The following is a 1,351-nucleotide window of genomic DNA, read 5'->3' as shown; positions in this document are numbered from 1 at the left end:
CATATCTTGCACCTGGAAATAGTAATGTCAATTCCGTGACTAAATGCTAGAGGACGAAGGCGTTCAATATCAAGTAATAATAAAGACAATAATAAAATAGGAAAAAAAGTGGACAGAGCAAGAAAAGCAGCTTGACCCCAATCAAGAGTATGAGGATAATATTCAGCTAAATAAGTCCAATGTGCTAATAAATAGGCAGTCACAGATAAGATTAACCAACGATAAATACCCAAGAGAGTACATTGTCCAAATTTGTCTAAACCAAAGCGATGTTTAGCAGTTTTAAACCATCCTTCTATTTGCCATCTTCGCTTACCCCACCAAGAGATAGTTGCAGCCTTGAGTGGTATTGTAGAAATAACATATCTCTTGATAAACACACCTTTATCAGTTTTGAAATAATACCAAGAAATAGTAACAGGAAAATCTAAACCAACAAGTTTTAACTGTTGTCCACGATGACATAAATCCTTAACTGAGCGACCATCAACCAATTTACGATTACAAGCAATTCCGAGAATAGCGTGATATTTAAGTTGACGAATACCATGAATAAACTCCTTAGTACCAAAAGCCGAGTCAGCCAGGATTTTCAGATGAAATTGCCTGGTAAGTTGTTTCGGTAAACGACATACCATTTTTAAAGCTAATTGAGCTGGAGTTGTTGAACATGAACCTCTCCACACCCGGAAATTCCAAGGAATACGCCATTGTCCAACAACTAAATACAAGACAACTAGATGTAAGCCTCGTTTATGATTGTAAATAGTAATTAAGTGGTTAAAAGCCTTAAATTTACCTGTTTTTTCTAAGGTAGTTAGATCAATGATTACTTGTAAGAATGGTTTACGTCCCCGTCTGCATTCACTCAAAATTAGTTCAATTACTGTTCGACGCAGATGACGAATTATTTGACGAGTAGACCAGTTATAGTGATTTAGAAATCGGCTTAAAGCACTTTCTGATTTAGTTTTACTGTAATGTGGTAAAGGTTTTCCTTGAGCTTCTAGAAATAATCCTAGCATTGCTTCTAAGCTATCTCGTTGATAGTGAGTAGGCATGAATGCTAGGATTGTGCACATTAAGGAATGGACACGGGCAAGAGTTGCTTCCATAGTTCTTGCTATTTATGTTGTTTAATACACCCTTTTTCGCATTTTTACTAATCAATTTAAATTATCTTTGTGCAGATTTAATTACTGCTAGTTTTGTGTATGTTAGCAGTTATTTTATGTAGACTATATGTTATTTATTGTCTCAGTATTTTAATTTATTTATCCAAGTCTGGATGTTATTTTTATTCTCTCATTTTCGGTTAATACTGTCTCCCTTAACCAGGTGCAAGATATGA

General features: G+C 34.9%; 1 protein-coding gene. It reads right to left on the bottom strand.

Features of this window, described 5'->3' with window-relative positions; all coding sequences use genetic code 11:
• The coding region (locus ACSQ6I_RS18685) for a transposase (RefSeq protein WP_438888595.1) at positions 1-1,061 on the bottom strand (1,061 nt) is incomplete at its 3' end.
• Positions 1,062-1,351 lie beyond the last annotated feature (290 nt).

The sequence above is a fragment of the Anabaena sp. WFMT genome, assembly GCF_051781005.1.
GTDB lineage: Bacteria > Cyanobacteriota > Cyanobacteriia > Cyanobacteriales > Nostocaceae > Anabaena.
Note: the sequence above shows the minus strand (reverse complement) of the source record. Positions and strands in the feature narration are given on the sequence as shown.